The sequence below is a fragment of the Bradyrhizobium nivariense genome (assembly GCF_029846695.2).
Classification (GTDB): Bacteria; Pseudomonadota; Alphaproteobacteria; order Rhizobiales; family Xanthobacteraceae; genus Bradyrhizobium.
This window is the reverse complement of sequence record NZ_JARWCR020000001.1, coordinates 158,996-177,178: the sequence shown is the minus strand read 5'-3', so window position 1 is coordinate 177,178 and position 18,183 is coordinate 158,996. Positions and strand designations below refer to the sequence as shown.

The window sequence follows — 18,183 nt, the reverse complement described above, 5'->3', positions numbered from 1 at the left end:
GCAACGTGCGCGCCCCATCGCGCACGCCGCGGAAATGAAACGCTAGCGGTCCGGCACGAACACCGTGCCGAGCGCGGCCGGTGCGGTCGATCCGCCCGTGCGCGCGCGGGAGAGCAGGACCAGGACGATGACGGTCGCAAGGTAAGGCAGCGCCGACATGAACTGCGAGGGAATGCCGACGCCCCAGCCTTGCGCATGCAGTTGCAGGATCGTCACCGCGCCGAACAGATAGGCTCCCACCACGAGCCGCCCTGGTCGCCAAGACGAGAACACCACCAGCGCCAGCGCGATCCAGCCGCGGCCGGCGGTCATGCCGGGAATGAAGAACGGCGTATAGGCGAGCGGCAGATAAGCGCCGGCAAGCCCGGCGCAGGCGCCGCCGAACATCACCGCCAAAGTGCGGATGCGCAGCACGGGGTAGCCGAGCGCATGCGCGGAGACGTGGTTGTCGCCGCAGGCGCGCAGGATCAATCCTGGCCGCGTGCGGTACAGGAACCACCAGATGCCGACGATCAGCGCCAGCGAGAAATAGACGAAAGCGTCTTCGCCGAACAGCACGCGGCCAACCAGCGGAATGTCGGTGAGGCCGGGAATGGTGAGATGTACCGCCGGCGTGATGCGCTCGCCGACGAAACCGGCACCGATCAGGCCGGAGAGTCCGACGCCCAGGATGGTCAGCGCAAGACCCGTTGCAACCTGGTTGACCGCAAGCCCGAGCGCCATCAGTGCGAAGATCAGTGACATCAATGTGCCGGCGACGATGCCGAACAGCGCACCGATAAAGATCGAGCCAGTCAGCCACGCACCTGCAAAGCCACACGCGGCACCGACGATCATCATGCCTTCGACGCCGAGATTGAGCACGCCGGATCGTTCGGTAACGAGCTCGCCGGTCGCAGCGATCAAGAGCGGCGTCGAGGCGGCCAGCACTGCGAGGATGATGGCTTCAACCAGTTCCACGAGCCACCTGTCGGTTCGGGAAGACCAGCTTGAAGCGGTAGAGAATAAGGGAATCGCAGGCGAGCACGTAGAACAGCAGGATGCCCTGAAAAACCTTGGTGACGTCCAACGGGATCTTCATTGCGATCTGCGCCTGCTCGCCGCCGATAAAGGTCAATGCGAGGAAAAGGCCTGCAATTAGTATTCCAAGCGGGTTCAATCGGCCGAGGAAGGCAACGATGATCGCGGTAAAACCGTAGCCGGGCGAGATGCCAGGCTGGAGGTGTCCGACCGGACCCGCGACCTCGATGATCCCGGCAAGGCCCGCCAGCGCGCCGGAGACAGCGAAGGTCAGGATGATCAACTGGTTGGAATTGAAGCCGCCGAAGCGCGCGGCGCGGGGGGCCGCGCCGACCACGCGAATCTCGAATCCCTTGATGGTTCGCCCGAGCAGGATCGCCACCGCCGCGACGACGAGAAGGGCGATGATCGAGCCGAGATGCAGCCGGCCGCCTTCAATCAGCAAAGGGACTGTTGCCACCGGATCGAACTCGGCCGTGGTCGGGAAGTTGAAGCCGTGCGGATCGCGCCAGGGGCCGCGCACGAGATAGTCGAGGAAGAGGTCGGCGACATAGACCAGCATCAGGCTAGTCAGGATCTCGCTGGCGCCGAACTTCACCTTGCAGATCGCCGGGATCAGCGCGTAGAGCGCGCCTGCGGCGGCGGCGAGCACGAGCATGAGCGGCAGCACCCAGACGCCGGCGTCGGTGCCCTGCGTCTTCACCGCAATCCAGCTTCCGGCGACCGCGCCGATGAGGAACTGCCCTTCGGCGCCGATGTTCCAGGCGTTGGCGAGATAACAGAGCGACAGCCCGATCGCGATCATCACCAGCGGCGTTGCCTTCACCGCGATCTCCTGAAGCGAATAGCTGTCGGTCAAAGGCGCGATGAAATAGGCTTGCAATGCGAGCAGCGGATTCTTGCCGAGGATCGCGAACAGGATGACCATGGTCACGATCGTGAGGCCGATCGCGATCAGCGGAGAGATCAGCGCGATCGTATTGGAGCGCTCGGCGCGCTTCTCAAGCACCAACTGCATGCGCGGCCTCCTTCGGCTCCAGCGAGCTGCCGCCCATCAACAGCCCGAGTTTTTCGCGCGTCGCCTCGCTGGTGGCGAGCGGGGCGGACAGATGGCCGTGGAACATCACGGCGATGCGGTCGGCGATTTCCGCGAGCTCGTCGAGATCCTGGCTGGTGACGAGCACGGCGGCGCCTGCGGTCGCGAGATCGAGCAGTGCCTGGCGGATCACGGCGGCAGCGCCGGCGTCGACGCCCCAGGTCGGCTGGCTCACCACCAGAACTGCGGGGTTGCGCAGGATCTCGCGTCCCACGATGAATTTCTGCAAATTGCCGCCGGAGAGGCTCGCGGCTTCCGGATCGCGCTTGGCCTTGCGGACATCGAACGTCTCGGTCGCGCGATCGACGGTCTTCAGCGTCGCGGCGGTGTCGATGAAGCCGTGATGGACCATGCCGCTGGCGGCGTGCCCGGTGAGCAGCGCATTCTCCGAAAGCTTCATGCGCGGCGCGGTGCCGTGGCCGAGCCGCTCCTCGGGAACGAAAGCCGCGCCCAGCTTGCGGCGCTGCGTGATCGAGAGATGGCCGGCAGCAAGGCCTTCGATCACGATCGTGCCGGGATCCTTCGACAGGCGTTCGCCGGACAGCGCGGCGAACAGTTCGTCCTGGCCGTTGCCGGCGACTCCGGCGATGCCGAGGATCTCGCCGCCTTTCAGCTCGAACGAGATGTGTTCGAGCCGCACGCCATGCGCCTCGCCGGGGGCGAGCGAGAGGTCGTTGACGACGAGGCGCGGCACGGTGGTCTGCCGGTCGGCGGCCGCCTTCACTTGCTTGATCTCACCGCCGACCATCATGCGCGCGAGCGAAGCGGCGGTCTCAAGCCTGGGATTGCAGGTCTCCACCTTCTTGCCGCCGCGCAGGATCGTTGCAGTGTCGCACAGGCGCTTCACCTCGTCGAGCTTGTGGCTGATATAGAGGATGGCGCGACCTTCGGCCTTGAGCCGCTCCAGCACGATGAAGAGCTGGTCGGCTTCCTGTGGCGTCAGCACCGCGGTGGGCTCGTCCAGGATCAGGAATTGCGGATCCTGCATCAGCGCGCGGACGATCTCGATGCGCTGGCGCTCGCCGACCGACAATTGCCAGACCTCGCGTTTGGGATCGAGCGGCAGACCATAAGTCTTCGACACCTGCTCAAGCCGTGCCGACATGTCCTTGAAGGATTCTCTTCCGTCGAGGCCGAGCGCGACGTTCTCGGCGACGGTGAGGTTGTCGAACAACGAGAAATGCTGGAACACCATGCCGATGCCGCGGCTGCGCGCTTCCGAGGGACCGGACAGCACGATTGGCTGGCCCTGCCAGCAAATCTCGCCGGCACTGGGCTGGATCAGCCCGTAGATCGCCTTGACCAGTGTCGACTTGCCGGCGCCGTTCTCACCGAGCAGCGCGTGGATTTCCGTTGGCCAGATATTGATGTCGATGGCATCGTTGGCGAGGAAATCTCCATAGCGCTTGGTAAGCCCGATCGTCCTGAGGAGCGGGGCCTCGCCGGAATGCAGGCCGTTAGTCGTTGGATCCAACATTCGCTGATGCACTTGCATGGGGAGAAGTGCCTCAATAGTGGGCTAGTTTGAACCGCTGCGTAAGGTGTGAAAAAGCGTCATCCCTTGCTCAACGCTTCGGCAGGCAGGTGGTGTCGGCGAGTCGCGGCTCGCGCCCGGCGACGATCGTCCTCAAATGCTTTCCGAACAGCCTTTGCAGTCTCGGCTTGCGTGTGACGCCTGTTGCAAATTTGTGACGGTTCAAGCCAATTCGGAACCCGCTATGCAGGCTTGACGTGAAGTTGAGCAGAGGAGCGCCATCACGCGTATGCATTTGCGAACAACGCGACAATAGCTCCCGCCCATCGTGTCAGCCTCGTCCGTTCGACATGGAAAGGCGAGCGAAATCAAACGGGAATATCCGGCAATGGCCGCTCTCCCCCGACCGCGTCGCGGTGAGCGTAGCGCGCAAAAACTTCCAAATCCCAAGGGTGAAACGCCGCTTCCTGCGCAAACAAGCGGCATGCCTTGAAACAAGTTGAGGCTTCTCACTCCGGGAGATCAGCGCAAGTGTCGCACCCAAGGGACGTTCATTTTTACGTGTCCAAACTTGGGGGTATTCAGGATGTCGTTTCGTATGAAGGCAATTGCAGCTGGGGCGCTGTCACTTGCTACGCTCGCTACCGGTGGCCTGGCTCAGGCGGCGGATCTGCCGGTCAAGGCTGCCAAGAAGGCGGCGGACCTCCCGTTCTTCCTGGTGATCGACGACCGCGTCACCTTCTCCTACATTTTCAATGCCTCGCAGCCCGGTGCGTTCACCAACACCAACGGCGTGATCAACGCCAAGACGACGAAGCAGGTCTACTCCTTCACCCATTTCGATGCCTGGGCTTACGGCACCAACTTCTTCACCATCTCGATGTTCAAGTCGGACCACAACGATCCGGCAGGCCCGTGTACCGCCACAGGCGTGATCGTGTCGCCGGCTGCAGGCTTCGCAGCGACGCCCGCGAGCTGTGCCGGCGCGACAGAAATCTATGGCCTTTTCCGCTCGACCTTCGGCTGGAACGAGATCTTCAACACCAAGGCCTTCACTCAGGGCCCGCTGCATAACATCTCGTTCGAGGTTGGCATGGATGCCAACACGGAGAACCGGTATTTCGGCGCCGCCAAGCGCGACGTCGTCGCCGGTCTGCAGTTCGCCTTCGACCTTCCCTACAAGGGCTACTTCAACGTAGCGCCGCTGGTGTACTGGGAGTTCGCCAACCACAACTCCTTCTCGCAGTGCGGCGCCGGTTGGTCCGCCCCGTGTATTGCCGACGGCAACACGTCGTTCAAGCCAACCTGGGCGGTCGAGACCAACTATTATATGGACCTCGGCTTCCTGCCGCCGAACATGCAGTACTTCTCGATCAGCGGCCGTGCCGGCTGGTACGGCAAGAAGGGAACGGACACCGAGCCGCTTCCCGCCAGCGTCGCCAACGGCGTCTATCCCACCAAGGTCGAGTTCAACTCGGAGCCGATCCGCCTGACCCTCGATGCCTCGAAGGCGGTCTGGGGTGAGAAGTACTCGCACTTCGTGGATGTCTGGGTCGCCTACCGCTACTGGCAGAACAAGTTCGGCCTCGATCACAACAACGCCGTGGCCTGCACCACCTTGTCCGGTGGCGCGAAGGTGAGCACCGGGTCCTGCACCGAGTCCTCGCTCTACTCCGGTATCACTGTGAAGTTCTAACCACCTGACACTCTTCGGGTGAACGAGATGACGCCGCGTCAAACCTCCGCGGCGTCATCTTCGTTTGTGGGATGGGCCGGTGCCGTCAGGCGGCCCTTCGGCGAGCGCGGGGCGAGGCCTGCTCGGCGCCGCCTACTTCGTCCACACGCCGTCGTGCAGCGCTTCGGCCTCGTCTTCGAGTAGCGGCCCCACAACCTCCGTCGGCCGCTGCCCGCTGGCAAAGACCTCGCGGCAGGGCAGGTCGAGCGTGGGGTTCTCCGGATGATCGCCGGTGATGCCGCGCAGGCGGTGCTCGCTGAGGCCATAGACGACACGGCCGATGCCGGCCCAGTAGATCGCACCGGCGCACATGGCGCAGGGCTCGGCGGAGGAATAGAGCGTGGCCGTCGCCAGCACCTCGCGGCTGAGCGTGCGGCAGGCCTGCGTCGCCGCGAGACGCTCGGCATGCGCGGTGCCGTCATGATCCGGCATGTAGCCGTTCTCGGCCTCGATCAGGACCTTGCCTTCGGCATCGACAACGATGCAGCCGAAGGGATGGTTGCCATGGGTGAGGGAACGGCGGGCGACCACGAACGACAGACGGAGGAAGTGCTCGTCGCGCTCGGATTCGCCACTCATCGCTCTTCCCTGGTCAATGCCCCGCCATATGCCGGCCGACCACGGTGAGGTCGGCTTCGCTGGTCCGTGCTTCATACACGAATTCGCCGTGGAACATCACCACCAGCCGATCGGAAAGTTCAAGCAGTTCGTCGAGATCCTCGCTGACCAGCAGCACCGCGGCGCCGCGGTTGCGCGCGGCCATGATCTCGGCATGGATTTGCGCCACCGCCGCGAAATCGAGCCCGAAGCAGGGATTCGCGGCGATCAGCACCTCGACGTCGCCGCCGAGCTCGCGGGCCAGCACGGCGCGCTGGACGTTGCCACCCGACAGCGCCGAGATCGGCGTGTCGGGCGTGCGGGTCTTGATCCTGTACTGGGCGATCTTCTTCCTGGCGTCGACGCGGAAGGCGCCGCGGTTGAGCCACCAGCCGAGGCTTGCAAAGGGCGCGCGATCGAATTCGCGAAAGGCGATGTTGTCAGCAACGCTCATGCCGCCGACGCAGGCATTCTTCAGCGGCTCCTCCGGCAGGAGCGACATCTTGTGGCGACGCATCTCCTCGCGGCTGGCGTGATAGGGATCGCCGGCGACGCGGATCTCGCCGCTCTCGGCCTCACGCTGGCCGGCCAGCACCTCGACGAGCTGGCGCTGGCCGTTGCCGGAGACGCCGGCGATGCCGACGATCTCGCCGGCGCGGACCGTGAGCGAGACATCATGCACGGCGATGGCGCCGGCGTCGTCGAGGGCGCGCACCTTCGCCAGCTCCAGCCTCGCCTTGCCGGCCTCACCGGTGCGCGGCGGTTGTACCGTCAGCTCTTCGGCGCCGATCATGGTGCGCGCCATCGCGTCCGGCGTCAGCTCGGAAACCTGGCCCGCTCCGGCGAGCTTGCCGCGGCGCAGGATCGTGACGTCGTCGGCGAAGGCCATGACCTCGCGGAACTTGTGCGTGATCATCAAAATGGTCAGTTCGCCCCTGACGACCATGTCGCGGAGCATGCCGAGCACTTCGTCGGCTTCCGCCGGCGTCAGCACCGAAGTCGGCTCGTCCAGGATCAGGAAGCGGCGCTTCAGGTAGAGCTGCTTCAGGATCTCGCATTTCTGGCGCTCGCCCGCGGAGATGTCGGAAACCTTTGCGCCGAGCGGGACCTTGAACGGCATGCGCGCGAGAAAGGCCTCGAGCTCCTTCATCTCTTTCGGCCAGTTCACCATGGCCGGCACGTCATCGCGCGCCAGCACCAGATTTTCGGCGACCGTCATCGCGGGTACCAGCGTGAAATGCTGGTAGACCATGCCGAGGCCGAGCGCGTGGGCGTCCTTCGGATTGCCGATCGCCTGCTCGCGCCCCCCGACGAGGATGTCGCCCTCGGTGGCGTGATAGTAACCCATGATGCATTTGACGAGGGTCGACTTGCCGGCGCCGTTCTCGCCGAGCAGCGCATGGAACGAACCCGGCCGCACTTTGAGCCCGACATTGTCCAGCGCCAGGAAATCGCCAAAGCGCATGGTCATGGCAACGGCATCGACGCCGAAGGCGCCCGATGGCGGTGGTGTTTCGCCGATGATCACGAAATCGCTCCGATGAACGCGTCGGAGGTCGAGACCGCGCCGAACACGCCACCCTGCATCTTGATCATCTTCAGCGCGTGGTCGTGGTTGCTCTTGTCGGTCGCACCGCAGCAGTCATGCAACAGCACGCATTCGAAGCCGCGGTCGTTGGCCTCGCGCATGGTGGTGTGAACGCAGACGTCGGTGGTGATCCCGGTGAGCACGATGTTCTCGATGCCGCGCACACGCAGGATCAGCTCCAGATCGGTGGCGCAGAACGAGCCCTTGCCGGGCTTGTCGATGATGGGTTCGCCGGGCAGCGGCGCCAGTTCCGGAATGATGTCCCACCCGGGCTCGCCGCGCACCAGGATGCGGCCGCAGGGGCCGGGGTCGCCGATGCCGGCGCCGATCTGCCGCGAGCGCCAGCGCTTGTTGGCGGGCAAATCCGAGAGATCGGGGCGGTGGCCTTCGCGGGTATGGATGATGTGGAAGCCCTGGCTCCTCATTGCCGCGAGCAGTCTCTTGATCGGCTCGATCGGCGCCCGCGTCAGCGAGAGATCATAGCCCATCTTGTCGACATAGCCGCCGACGCCGCAGAAATCGGTCTGCATGTCGATGATGATGAGCGCGGTGTTCTCGGGGCGCAGATCGCCGTTGTACGGCCAGGCATAAGGCTCGGACTTGATGGTGCGCTCGGGCATGATTTCGCTTCCTAGCGGGTGATCGCCAATTCGGCCGGGGCTCCGGTCAGCGTTCGCTTCGGCGAGCAGGTGATGATCATGATCGCCAGCGTCAGGATGTAGGGTGCGGCGTTGAAGAGGTGATAGCCGGAGGTGACGCCGACCGATTGCAGCGCCGGGCCCAGGGCCGCGGCGCCGCCGAAGGCGAGCGAGGCCCAGAGGCACAGCAAGGGATCCCAGCGCGCGAAGATCACGAGTGCAACCGCCGTGATGCCTTGGCCGGAGGACAGACCCTCGTTCCAGCTTCCGGGATAGAACAGCGACAGGAAGGAGCCGCCGATGCCGGCGAGGAAACCCCCGACCATGGTCGCGCGCAGGCGGATCAGCAGCACCGAGTAGCCCATGGCACGTGCGGCATCCGAGCTTTCGCCGGCGGTGCGGATCAACAGACCCCAGCGCGTGGTGCGGAAGGCCCAGTACAGGATCGGGGCCAGCGCCACGCCGATCAGGAACATTACATTGATGCGGAGCGCCGCGCGAAGCTGCGGGATATCGCTCCACCAGCCGAAATCGATCGCGGGCAGCCGCGGCGCGGTCGGTTCGATCAGCGGCTTGCCGAGATAGAAGGCGAGCCCGGTGCCGAACAGCATCAAGGCGATGCCGACGGCAATGTCGTTGACGCGCGGCAGCGAACAGATGCCGGCATGGAGCGCTCCCAGGAGCGCGCCGGTGATGCCGGCGGCGAGCACACCTAACCACGGTGATCCCGTGAGATAGGAGATGCCGTAGGCGCTCATGGCGCCCATCACCAGCGTGCCTTCGAGGCCAAGATTGATGCGACCGGAGCGCTCGGTGATGCATTCGCCCAGGCTCACGAACAGGAACGGCGTCGAGACGCGAATGGCGCCGCCGAGCACGGCGAGCGGGACGGTCCAGAGTCCGATCGAGCCGTCTGCCATCTCAGGCCTTTCCCTTCAGAAACCCGATGCGGCCGTAGAGCGCATCGCTGGCCAGCACGAAGACGAAGATGATGCCCTGGAGCACCAGCACGGACGCGTCGGGCAGGCCAAGTCGGCGCTGCAACAGGCCGCCGCTGGCGCTGATGCCACCAAGCAGGATCGCGACGGGGACGATCGCGAGCGGATTTTGCCGCGCCAGGAAGGCGACGAGAATCCCGGTGAAGCCGTAGCCCGCGGCGAGATTGGCGTTGGCGCGTCCCTGCACGGCGGCGACCTCGACCACGCCGGCAAGGCCCGCAGCGCCGCCGGCGAGGAAGCAGATGGTCAGGATCAGCTTGCTGACGCCGAGGCCGACGATCTTCGCAGCGCGGATGTTGCCGCCGGCAACGCGCGCGGCGAAGCCGAACACGGTGTGATAGATCAGGATGTAGGCGGCGATCGCGGCGATCAGGCCGAACACGAGGCCCCAATGCACGTCGGTGCCGGGAATGGAGCCGATCATGTTGGCGGCACCGATCTCGCGGGTCGACGGCTTGTTGAGGCTGGCGGGGTCGCGCATTGCGCCTTCGACGAGATGGTTGAGGACCGCGAGCGCGATGTAGACGAGCAGCAGGCTCGATATCGTCTCGTTGACGCCGCGGTACTGGCGTAGCGCGCCCGAGAGCATGACCCACAGGCCGCCGCCCATCACGCCGGCAACGACCATGGCGATCTGCACGATGAGCGGCGGCATGCCCTGGAGCACCAGCGCGGCGCTGGTTGCCGACAGCGCGCCGATCAGGAGTGCGCCTTCGCCGCCAATGATGACCATGCCGAGCTGCGCGGGCAGCGCGGTGCAGAGCGCGGTGAGGATCAGCGGCGCTGCACGCGTCAACGTGTTCTGCCAGGAGAACCAGGTGCCGAAGGCGCCGTAGTACATGTAGAAATAGAGGTCGAGCGGGTTCTTGCCGAACATCGCGACGAAGATGCCGAAGACCACGAGCGCGCCGGCCAGCGCCGCGCCCGGGATCAGGACATATTCGATCGCTCCGCCGTGACGTTGGAGGAATCCCGGATCGGCGGCCGGGGCAACTGTCCCGACCGCTTCAGTAGGATCCGCCGTCTCCGCTGTCACGAAGTCGCTCCGATCACGCCCTCCACGAGATAGTCCATCTTCTCCAGCTCGGGATCCTTTTGGCCGCGATCGGTGCCGGCCGCGATTACAGTCTTGCCCTTGTTGTCGACCAACCCTCCCTTGAAGATGGCGTAGCCGTCACCGGACAAGAACTTGGCCTTGACGTCGTCGGCGTGCTTGCGCGCTTCGGCGGAGACCGCTTCGCCATAGGGCGAGGTCTTGACGATCTCTTCCTTGAGGCCGCCGCGATAGAAGTTCGGGATATTCTCGCCGGCAGCGATCATCTTGACGAATTTTGGATAGAGCGCTTCCCAATTCCATTCGGCGCCGGTCAGATACGCCTTCGGCGCGAGCGGCGACTGGTTGACGTGATAGCCGCACACCATGGCGCCGCGGCGCGCGGCGTTCTCGACCATGGTCTTCGGACCGTCGACATGGCAGGTCAGCACGTCGACGCCCTGGTCGATCAGGCTGTTGGTGGCTTCGGCTTCCTTGACCGGCATCGACCAGTCGCCGGTGAAGATGACCTGCGTGGTGGCCTTGGGGTTGGCGAGCCTGGCGCCGAGCGCGAAGGCGTTGATGTTGCGCAGCACCTGCGGGATCGGTTTCGCGGCGACGAAGCCGAGCTTGCCGCTCTTGGAGGTGTAGGCGGCGACGATGCCCGAGATGTACTGGGCCTCGTCGATATAGCCGAAATAGCTGCCGGCGTTCTTCGGGTCCTTGTCGCTCCACAGGCCGCCGCAGTGCTCGAAGTGCAGCTTCGGGAACTTGTTGGCCATCTTGATCATATGCGGATTGTAATAACCGAACGAGGTCGGGAAGAGCAGGGTGGCGCCGTCGAGATTGATCATGGACTCGATCGTCTTCTCGACCGCGTCGGTCTCCGGCACCTTCTCTTCTTCCACGACCTTGAGGCCGGGAATCTTCTTCAATGCCGCCGCACCCTGCGCATGCGCCTGGTTGTAGCCGTAGTCGTCGCGCGAGCCGACATAGATGAAGCCGATGGTCGTCTCGGCCGCGAAGGCGGGGCGGGCGCCGGCCGCCGCGCCGAGGGTGAGGGCCGCACCGCCCTGCAACAAATGACGTCGTGAGATGCTGCCAAAATCCATTGCTTGCTCCCCTTGGCGGACGAACCGCCTAATCTCGCGCTGCGCCGGTCTGGCGGAGCCCGGGATAGATGTCGCAAGCTTCGTGCCAGAGATCACCGAGAGGGCATTTCTATTTAAGATATTGAAAATAAATCAGTATTCCAGGTGTTCGGGTCCTTGATCAGGAAATCGGCAGATGAAATTCTAGGCAGTATTTTATGATTGTATGCAATTGAGTTAAGCAGTCTTAACCGGCTTGGAGATGTGCATGACGTGGGCAGGGCGGTCTGCCGGCGACCCGCATTCATGCTAACCACGCGCCGATTGGAACGGTGTCGGCAGCGTGATTTTCGCTGGCACCGAACTTGTATCGATTGCCGCCAGGACCACCGCTGCCGCGGTCCCAAGAGATGGAAAGCTCGCCGAGATGGCTGCTGGTAACGCCGTTCAGAATGGATCGCTCGGCGAAGAGATCGTGCGAGGGATCAACGAGCTCGCCGCGATCTCGGAACAAGGTGACAAGCTTACCCGCATCTATCTGACCAGCGAGCTGCGCAAGGCCGCGGACCTCATCCTCGGCTGGATGCGCGATGCCGGCATGAGTGTGCGTCTCGACGCGATCGGCAATGTCTGCGGGCGCTACGAAGGCGAGCGGCCGGGCGCGCCTTGCCTGATGCTTGGCTCGCACTACGACACCGTGCGCGATGCCGGAAAATGGGACGGGCCGCTGGGCGTGATCACGGCGATCGCCTGCGTCGCCGATCTCAACCGCCGTGGCAAGCGCCTGCCGTTCGCGATCGAAATCGTCGGTTTTGCGGATGAGGAGGGGGTGCGCTTTGCCTCGACCTTGCTCGGCAGCCGCGCGGTCGCCGGCACCTTTGACGAGAGCGTCCTGAGCACACGCGACCGCGATGGTGTGTCCATGCGCGATGCACTCGTGCAGTTCGGACTCGACCCCGATCATATCGGCGCGGCCGCGCGGGCCCGGCGCGAGCTGCTTGCCTATCTCGAGCTGCACATCGAGCAGGGGCCGGTGCTGGAAGCCCAAAACCTGCCCGTCGGTGTGGTCACCGCGATTGCCGGCGCGACACGGCTTGCCGCGCGGCTGACGGGCATGGCGGGGCACGCGGGCACGGTGCCGATGGGGCTCCGGCGCGATGCGCTCGCCGGAGCGGCCGAATGCATCGGCGCGATCGAGCATTTCTGCCGTACCGACAAGGGCGGCCTGGTCGGCACCGTCGGTTACATCCAGGCCAGGCCCGGCGCGACCAACGTCATTCCGGGCGAGGTGTCCTTCACCATCGATATGCGCGCGCCGACCGACATGCACCGCAAGCGCGCGGTCGCCGACGTCGTCAGGCAGATCGAAGCCATCGCAAAGCAACGGCAGCTGACGCTTCAGCTCGACGTCACTCACGAGAACCGCACCGCGCCTTGCGCGCCGTGGCTCAAGGACCAGGTCGCGCAGGCGATCAAAGCGGAAGGCTTTTCCGTGTTCGAGCTGCCGAGCGGGGCGGGGCATGACGGCATGGCTATGATCGACATTGCCGACGTCGGCATGATCTTCGTCCGCTGCCGCGGCGGCATCAGCCATCACCCGGACGAGCATGTGGAGCTCGCCGATGCCGACGCCGGCGCGCGGGTGTTGCTGCGGCTGATCGAGAACTTTCGGCCGCGGGCAGTACCTTAAGTCGGCTTTTGATTGGGGGTTGCGTACACCGCTCCCCCCGTCAACAACGCCACCAGAAGAATCGACAGCGCAGTGTGCACATTCGCCGGTGCCGATGCGGGCAGGAACGAAACCGCGTAGTCGGCGAGGGGCGGAAAGACGTTCGCACCTACGGCGCCGACGACGGCCTTGAGGTAAGTAAGAATGTTCATAAATGCTCTCCCTTAAAATAGGAAGGAGCATAGCGCACCACCTTTGGTAGAGTCCAGCCTGCGCATCGAGGGCGTTGGGGCGTACGCCCAAAATTGATAGGGTAGATGCTCTCCGCGAGAGGCCCGCAAGTCACCTGATAGAGACACGAATCAGACAGGTCTAGAAGAGTGACGGCCTACCGCCGGAACCACGAGACACCATTTGACGACCGATATGAACAGCGACATCTCATTTCCATCCCATCGCGAAAACCGGTTTTATCAGGGCCTGGCCGCGACCTTCGTCGCCAACGCGCTTCAGGCGGTGAATTTTCTCGGTGATCGATTCCTGAGGCAGTCACATCATCCGTTCACGGCCATCGAGGACCTTTACCGGCACTCGATGGACAGCGCCTTTTCGGTGACCGAGGCATTCCTGGTCACGGGAGCGCCGCACGCTTCCGCCTATTACCCGCGCGACTTCGCCTGGTTCTATCCCGACGTTCTCGACCCTGAGACCATCATGGATTCGCAGGACGCGGTGCGGCGGGCGCGCCTGCTCGAGAAGAGCGTCCGCCTGTTGCTGGAAGCGGTTCGCGCCAACGTCGTCACGACCACCATCGTCCCGGCAGGGCGCGCCCGGTATCTCGGCGTGAACTATTTCTCGCGCCCCTCGGATACGATGCTCGGCATTCTGGCCGGCCTCCAGCAGATGATCTCTGCCGAGGAGAGAGCGTCACCCTATCTGGCGATGTCGCAATGCGCGCATGCCGGCCGCATGCTGCTGGCCGAATATGGCGGTGATCTGAAGCGCGCGATCCTGCAGCTTGCAAGCGAGCTCGAACCTTTCAATCATGACGGCACCACGTATTTGCTGTGCGACGCCAGCGCCCCTCGCTCCGCGGCAACGGACACGCGCGCCGAGCGCAGGCGTTTTGTCACCAATGCCTGTGTCTACACGACGTTCGTGTGGGGCGTGCAGCTGGGAGCCGTCGACGAGAATGAGCTGAAGCGGCTGCTCGGACGCGACCTAGCGCAGTACAAGAGGGACCTGCTCCGCCTGTTCGGCAAGGGCGGCTATATCAGGCATTCCCTGGATGGTCCGACGGGCTCGCCGGTGTCTTCGGTAGCCCTGGATTTCGTTAGCGTGCATCGCGGCTTCTGGGATCTGAACGAGGAAAGCGAGCGCGCGCTGTTCGCGGCAACGGCGGATCTGATCATTGCGGAGCCGCGCTTTCGCATCCCCAGCACGTTCCAGTTCCTGGTGTCCGCGGATAATCCGCGGAACAAGATGATCCACAAGATCGCGGCTCCCGCCTACCAGGGACGGTCCTCCTGGCCGACGTTCAACGTCGAGTTCGCGGATCGCATGCTGGACTACGATGAATTCTCTGGCGACGATACCTACCGTTCCTGCGCCCAGGGAATTCTGAGGGACATTCGCACTGCGACCGAAGTCCACGGCGGCTATCAGGAACTGATCTCGGAGCAGGGCCTGAAATATCGCACCTGGGCCTACAAGGGCGCCGTGGCCCACTCCTGGTTTCCACGTTTCCTCTCCGTCTGGAGGAGGGCGTATGGAACGCCGCTCCTCCAGTGGAATGACTGACCCGCGCTACCCCGCCGTCACGTCCACCAGCTCGCCACCCTCCAGCACCTTGGCCGCCTTGGCGCGGTCGAGGTCGCCTTCCCAGGCGGCCACCACGACGGTGGCGACGCAGTTGCCGGTGAGGTTGCCGACCGCACGGGCCATGCCGATGAACCAGTCGACCGACAAGACCAGCACGAGGCCGATTGCCGGAATGCTCGGCACCGCGTTGAGCGTCGCCGCCAGGATCACGATCGCCGAGCCCGGCACGCCATGCGCGCCCTTCGAGGTGATCAGCGAGACGCCGAGCACCAGCAGCAGATCGCCGAACGACAGCGGCGTGTTGGTTGCCTGCGCGATGAAGACGACGGCAAGCGTCAGGTAGATCGAGAAGGCGTCGAGATTGAAGGAATAGCCGGTCGGGATGACAAGGCCGACCACGGAATCCTTCACGCCCATCCGCTCCAGCTTCTTCATGATCTGGGGCAGCACGGCGTCGGAGGATGCGGTGGCGAGCACGATGGTCAGCTCCTCGCGCAGATAGGCGAGGAATTTGAGGATGTTGATTCCAGCGAGTGCCATGACGCTGCCGAGCACGCCCAGCACGAAGATGCCGACCGAGACGTAGAACAGCATCACCAGCGAGACGAGCTGCTTCAGCGAGCCGACGCCATATTTGCCGACGGTGTAGGCGACCGCGCCGAGCACGCCAAGTGGAGCAACGCGGACGATAAGCCCCATGACACGGAACAGAACGGTCGAGGCGGCATCGATGATGGAGGTGACGAGCTTGCCCTTCTCGCCGCCGACGAGCGCGAGGCCGACACCGAAGAGCACAGCGAAGAAGAGGACCTGGAGCACGTCGTTGCGCGACAGCGCGTCGAACGAGGTGCTCGGGATCACGTTGAGCAGGAAGGAGCCGATGCCGCCGCCCTGCAGCTTGTGGGCGTTGTCGGCGTAGGTGTTGAGCGCCTTGGCATCGAGCGTCGAGGGATCGATGTTCATGCCATGGCCGGGGCCGAAGAGGTAAGCGAGCACCAGGCCGACGACGAGTGCGACGGTCGTCATGACCTCGAAATAGAGCAGCGCCTTGACACCGACCCGGCCGACCTTCTTGAGGTCACCGGCGCCGGCAATGCCGTGCACGACGACGCAGAACACGATGGGCGCCACGATCATCGAGATCAGCTTCAGGAAGGCGTCGCTGAGGATCTTGAGGCTGATGGCGAAGTCCGGGACGGCTACGCCGAGGATGATGCCAAGGATCAAGGCCGCCAGGACCTGGACGAATAGCGATGTATAAAGCGGCTTCGGCTCGGCGGCGGGCGCCGCAGTGATGGTCGACATGGCGAATTCCCCGGTTTGACGCGTCTTGAATGTCAAAAGGAGCAACAACCGTGCCAGATTGTCGCGGTATGCGCGCGAAACTGACGCTTCCACCGCCCGCCTGTCCCGGACGCGGCGCAGCGTTTCTTCAGCGGTGCGCCGCCGCACCAAAGACCGGGCCCCGGCTCTGCAGCGCATCGCTTCGCGCTACGCTGCGTCCGGGCCACGAGGGTGTCACTCCGCCGCCTTCGCCGTCTTGCCGAACATCCGCGTCGGCGCCGGGAAGCCGCAGGAGGTGCCGTCGGTGATCTTGACTTGATCTTCCCACGGCAACCGATAGGTGCCCGCGACCATGTCTTGCATGAAGGTGTAGGGGCAGTCCATCGCGCCGCCCTTCACCGCGACATAGCCGCGGTGCCAGAGCTGGTAGATGTTGTTCTCGACGCCCCAATTGATGCGGGCCTCGCGCACGAGATCGGGACGCACCTCGGCGGTGATGATCTCGTCGGCGCGGCCATTGGTGCCGTGCGCCAGCACCGAGCCGTCGAAATTGACGATCATGCCTTCGCCCATGGAATCGAACGAGCCGTCGGAGCCGCACATGCAGACATTCGCCGTGACCATCAGGTTCTGGAACGAGTTGGCCTGGTTGGTGAAGCACCATGCGTTGCGGATCGGTGCAGTGTAGCCGGCGGTGCGGATCATGATCTCCGCGCCCTTGTAGGCGCATTCCCGCGCCATCTCCGGGAACATGCCGTCATGGCAGATGATCAACGCGATCTTCGCGCCCTTAGGCCCCTTGATCACGGGAATGCCGACGTCGCCAGGCTCCCAAGGCTCGACCGGAATCCAGGGATGCAGTTTTCGGTAGTAGAGCTTGATCTCGCCATGGTCGTCGATGATCAGGCCGGAATTGTAGGGATTGCCGTGCGGGTTGAACTCCATGATGGAGAAGCAGCCCCATATCCGGTTGTCGATGCAGGCCTTCTTGAAGGCCGCAACCTCGGGCCCGTCGAGCCGGCACATGATCTCGGGATTGGTGTCCATCGAGAGGCCGTGCAGCGAATATTCGGGAACACCACCAGATCCATGGTGGAGAGATTGCGACGCGCCTTGCCGACCATCCAGACGATGCGTTCGGTCTGCTTGGCCAGATCGGCCGTTGTCACGACGTTCGGCAGTTGTAGTTGAACGAGCCCGATGACCACGCCCTCAGGTGATTTGTTCAATCCGCCAAGTCCGTTCATGATCTGCTCCCTTGCCGCCCCCGCGGCGCCGTTGCGCGCTATTAGTTCGCGGAAGAGCAAATCCGATTTTGGCGGCACGCAAAAGTCCATTTTTCAGGCTGCGAAGCCGTGCTTGCGAGGACCGTCGGTCGTCCCCGAAGCATGCTGACGCCTATTGTTGCAGCGCTGCGTGCCTCAAGTCTCGGCTTGCCCCCCAAATCGTCTGGTGTCAGACCTATGACATGAGTGCAGCAAAGCGACATATCACCAGCCTTCGCGACGAATATGCCGAGATGACGCGGCAGCGCATCGTTGCCGCTTTTGTCGAGACGCTGGAGGATGATGCGGCTGACGACATCTCCATGGCCGCGGTGGCCAAGCGCGCGAAGGTGGCTGAGCGAACCATCTATCGGCACTTCAAGACCCGCGCGGAGCTGTTTGCGGCGGCCGGCGAATGGATCGAAGACAACGTCTTCAGCTATATTCCCTTCACGTCACCCGACGAGCTGCCGGAGATCTTCCGCAAGCTGTGCAAGCGGTTCGATCGCCATCCGCATCTGGCGCGCGCCATTGCGATGACGCGGGCGGGCCGCCGGGTGCGCGCCGGCTTCCGGCGGCACCTGATCGACCAGCATCACAAGGCGATGGCGCCGCTGGTGCAGCATCTCCCCGCGAAGGAGGTCCGCCAGGCGGAGGCGCTCGCATCTTATCTCAACAATGTGCTGGCCTGGAATGCGATGCGCGAGGACTTCGGCATGTCCAGCGCCGAGATCGCCGACGCGATCGAGTGGGCGCTCACGACCCTTTTGAAGGATGTCCGTCGGCGCGATGCTGCTGCGGGCAGCGGCAAGACCGGCAAATCGCCGCGAAAGCGAACCACGGCCCGCGAGACCGGCGTAGTGTGAGGTAAGGC

Annotated in this window: 15 protein-coding genes and 1 pseudogene; 4 read left to right on the top strand and 12 right to left on the bottom strand. The window is 64.0% G+C overall.

Going from position 1 to position 18,183, the window contains the following annotated elements; translation table 11 throughout:
- Nucleotides 1-42 precede the first annotated feature (42 nt).
- From QCM77_RS00860 to QCM77_RS00850, 3 genes are read right to left on the bottom strand one after another with little or no spacing between them, the layout of a single operon-like run.
- Nucleotides 43-960, bottom strand: coding sequence for an ABC transporter permease (locus tag QCM77_RS00860; protein WP_279663590.1), 918 nt, complete (start codon nucleotides 958-960; stop codon nucleotides 43-45).
- Complete coding sequence (locus QCM77_RS00855; protein ID WP_279663591.1) at nucleotides 947-2,038, bottom strand: ABC transporter permease; 1,092 nt, start codon at nucleotides 2,036-2,038, stop codon at nucleotides 947-949. Before QCM77_RS00855 ends, QCM77_RS00860 begins: the two co-directional genes overlap by 14 nt.
- Nucleotides 2,022-3,593, bottom strand: a complete 1,572-nt coding sequence (locus QCM77_RS00850) for an ABC transporter ATP-binding protein (RefSeq protein WP_279681473.1) — start codon at nucleotides 3,591-3,593, stop codon at nucleotides 2,022-2,024. The genes QCM77_RS00855 and QCM77_RS00850 overlap by 17 nt, the downstream gene beginning before the upstream one ends.
- Nucleotides 3,594-4,176: 583 nt before the next feature.
- Between QCM77_RS00850 and QCM77_RS00845 the strand changes: the two genes are divergently transcribed.
- Complete coding sequence (locus tag QCM77_RS00845) at nucleotides 4,177-5,286, top strand: hypothetical protein (protein WP_279663594.1); 1,110 nt, start codon at nucleotides 4,177-4,179, stop codon at nucleotides 5,284-5,286.
- A gap of 132 nt (nucleotides 5,287-5,418) precedes the next feature.
- Here QCM77_RS00845 and QCM77_RS00840 read toward each other — a convergent pair whose 3' ends face one another.
- From QCM77_RS00840 to QCM77_RS00815, 6 genes are read right to left on the bottom strand one after another with little or no spacing between them, the layout of a single operon-like run.
- A complete protein-coding gene (locus QCM77_RS00840; RefSeq protein WP_279681471.1) occupies nucleotides 5,419-5,904 on the bottom strand; it encodes a nucleoside deaminase in 486 nt (161 codons plus the stop codon).
- Between the two features lie 13 nt (nucleotides 5,905-5,917).
- Nucleotides 5,918-7,450 (bottom strand): ABC transporter ATP-binding protein, encoded by a 1,533-nt coding sequence (locus QCM77_RS00835; RefSeq protein WP_279681470.1) that lies wholly within the window; start codon nucleotides 7,448-7,450, stop codon nucleotides 5,918-5,920.
- A complete protein-coding gene (biuH, locus tag QCM77_RS00830; RefSeq protein ID WP_279681469.1) occupies nucleotides 7,447-8,130 on the bottom strand; it encodes a biuret amidohydrolase in 684 nt (227 codons plus the stop codon). The genes QCM77_RS00835 and biuH overlap by 4 nt, the downstream gene beginning before the upstream one ends.
- 11 nt (nucleotides 8,131-8,141) lie before the next feature.
- Complete coding sequence (locus QCM77_RS00825) at nucleotides 8,142-9,068, bottom strand: ABC transporter permease (protein ID WP_279681468.1); 927 nt, start codon at nucleotides 9,066-9,068, stop codon at nucleotides 8,142-8,144.
- A 1-nt stretch (nucleotide 9,069) separates the two neighbouring features.
- Nucleotides 9,070-10,182, bottom strand: coding sequence for an ABC transporter permease (locus tag QCM77_RS00820; RefSeq protein ID WP_279663598.1), 1,113 nt, complete (start codon nucleotides 10,180-10,182; stop codon nucleotides 9,070-9,072).
- Nucleotides 10,179-11,291 carry a BMP family ABC transporter substrate-binding protein gene (locus QCM77_RS00815; protein ID WP_279663599.1) on the bottom strand — a complete coding sequence of 371 codons (1,113 nt, stop codon included), beginning with the start codon at nucleotides 11,289-11,291 and terminating at the stop codon, nucleotides 10,179-10,181. The genes QCM77_RS00820 and QCM77_RS00815 overlap by 4 nt, the downstream gene beginning before the upstream one ends.
- A gap of 406 nt (nucleotides 11,292-11,697) precedes the next feature.
- Between QCM77_RS00815 and QCM77_RS00810 the strand changes: the two genes are divergently transcribed.
- Nucleotides 11,698-12,960 (top strand): allantoate amidohydrolase, encoded by a 1,263-nt coding sequence (locus tag QCM77_RS00810; RefSeq protein WP_279663600.1) that lies wholly within the window; start codon nucleotides 11,698-11,700, stop codon nucleotides 12,958-12,960.
- Here QCM77_RS00810 and QCM77_RS00805 read toward each other — a convergent pair.
- On the bottom strand, nucleotides 12,957-13,151 hold the full coding sequence (locus QCM77_RS00805; protein WP_279663601.1) for a hypothetical protein: 195 nt from the start codon (nucleotides 13,149-13,151) through the stop codon (nucleotides 12,957-12,959). The two genes, QCM77_RS00810 and QCM77_RS00805, sit on opposite strands and share 4 nt — an antisense overlap.
- 214 nt (nucleotides 13,152-13,365) lie before the next feature.
- Between QCM77_RS00805 and QCM77_RS00800 the strand changes: the two genes are divergently transcribed.
- Nucleotides 13,366-14,739: a hypothetical protein gene (locus QCM77_RS00800; protein WP_279681687.1), complete on the top strand. Its 1,374-nt coding sequence runs from the start codon at nucleotides 13,366-13,368 to the stop codon at nucleotides 14,737-14,739.
- A gap of 6 nt (nucleotides 14,740-14,745) precedes the next feature.
- On the opposite strand, the gene QCM77_RS00795 is transcribed toward QCM77_RS00800, so the two are convergent.
- Both QCM77_RS00795 and QCM77_RS00790 read right to left on the bottom strand, forming a co-directional pair.
- Nucleotides 14,746-16,065 (bottom strand): dicarboxylate/amino acid:cation symporter, encoded by a 1,320-nt coding sequence (locus QCM77_RS00795; RefSeq protein WP_279663602.1) that lies wholly within the window; start codon nucleotides 16,063-16,065, stop codon nucleotides 14,746-14,748.
- 213 nt (nucleotides 16,066-16,278) lie between these two features.
- A pseudogene (locus QCM77_RS00790) lies at nucleotides 16,279-17,291 on the bottom strand (formamidase).
- A gap of 221 nt (nucleotides 17,292-17,512) precedes the next feature.
- Between QCM77_RS00790 and QCM77_RS00785 the strand changes: the two are divergent.
- The gene (locus QCM77_RS00785; protein WP_279681467.1) at nucleotides 17,513-18,175 is read left to right on the top strand and encodes a TetR/AcrR family transcriptional regulator; all 663 of its coding nucleotides are present in this window, start codon (nucleotides 17,513-17,515) and stop codon (nucleotides 18,173-18,175) included.
- Nucleotides 18,176-18,183 lie beyond the last annotated feature (8 nt).